Source organism: Falsiroseomonas oryziterrae (assembly GCF_021864505.1).
Classification (GTDB): Bacteria; Pseudomonadota; Alphaproteobacteria; order Acetobacterales; family Acetobacteraceae; genus Falsiroseomonas; species Falsiroseomonas oryziterrae.
In genome coordinates this window covers 1-1,106 of sequence record NZ_JAKJIB010000602.1, presented here as the reverse complement: position 1 = coordinate 1,106, position 1,106 = coordinate 1, and the positions used below count along the sequence as shown (strand labels likewise).

At 77.1% G+C, this 1,106-nt stretch carries 2 protein-coding genes; both read left to right on the top strand.

The window, feature by feature from the left end; translation table 11 throughout:
- The first annotated feature begins 118 nt into the window (after positions 1-118).
- Complete coding sequence (locus L2I40_RS23530; protein WP_237217774.1) at positions 119-535, top strand: OmpA family protein; 417 nt, start codon at positions 119-121, stop codon at positions 533-535.
- 137 nt (positions 536-672) lie between these two features.
- The coding region (locus L2I40_RS23525) for a hypothetical protein (RefSeq protein ID WP_237217773.1) at positions 673-1,106 on the top strand (434 nt) is incomplete at its 3' end.

The following is a 1,106-nucleotide window of genomic DNA, read 5'->3' as shown; positions in this document are numbered from 1 at the left end:
CCTGGCTGCTGGCGCGCCCCGACGTCACCGCGCCGGAGCTCGCGCGCGCCCATCCGGCGGTGGAGGCCGAGGCGCTGCTCGGCAAGCTGTCGGGCGCCGGGCTGCTCGCGCCGGCGGCATGAAGGCGGCCGTCCTCGCGCTGCTGCTGCTGCCGGGCGTCGCGCTGGCGCAGCCGCGCCCGTTCTCCTGCGTCGGCGCCGAGGATCTGGAGGACGACGTCTTCGCCGTCCCCTTCGCGCGCGGCGCCGACCGGCTGGGCGATGCGGCGCGGGCGCCGCTGGACGCGGCCGTCGCGCTGATCCTCGAGATGCAGGACCGCCATGTCTGCGTGCTCGGCCACGCCGATCGCGGGCAGGGGGCGCAGACCTCCGTCCAGCTGGCGGCGCAGCGGGCGCGCGCGGTGACCAACGCGCTGGTCGCCCGAGGGGTGGAGCGCGACCGGATCCGCGCCGAGGCGCGGGTCGGCGCCTTCAGTGGGCGTGCGCAGGAGCCGGGCGCGCGCGCCGTCACCATCGTGGTGATGCCGGCGCCCTGACGGGCCAGCGGGTGTGCCGGCGCGCGGCGTCTCGCGCTGCGCGCGAGCTGCATTAGTTCTTGTTCATCCGCGCCGTTGCTCCATCAACGCGCCGCGATTTCCGCGCCACCATGCGGGCCGGCATGGGGGGATTCGGCATGGGCAACGTTCCCGAAGACGACAGACCCGAGGAGCAGCGGACGGACCGGCCCGTCCTGAAGCGCCGGCTGTTCGTGCTGCGCCTGGCGGCGCTGGGCGGCGCGACGTCCGCGACGGCGGCCTGCGTGCCGCAGCAGCAGCCTGTCTACTACGCCCCGCCGCAGGCCTTCGCCCCGGGCCGCACCGGGATCAGCGACGCCGATCCGTCGGATCCGCCGGGCGGCGGGCGTGGCGGGCATCGCGGCAGCGGCGTGACCGACAACGATCCCTCCGACGCGCCCGGCTTCGGCCGCGGCGTGGTGCGCCGCACCGGCATCAGCGATGCGGATCCGTCCGACCCGCCCGGCGGCGGGCGCGGCGGCGTCCGGACGCAGCAGATGCGGACCGGCATCAGCGACTCCGACCCCTCCGACCCGCCGGGCGGCGGGCGCAG

Excerpts from the sequence above, each read along its gene's own strand:
- L2I40_RS23530 (WP_237217774.1), top strand. The coding sequence starts at position 119 with ATGAAGGCGGCCGTCCTCGCGCTGCTGCTGCTGCCGGGCGTCGCGCTG.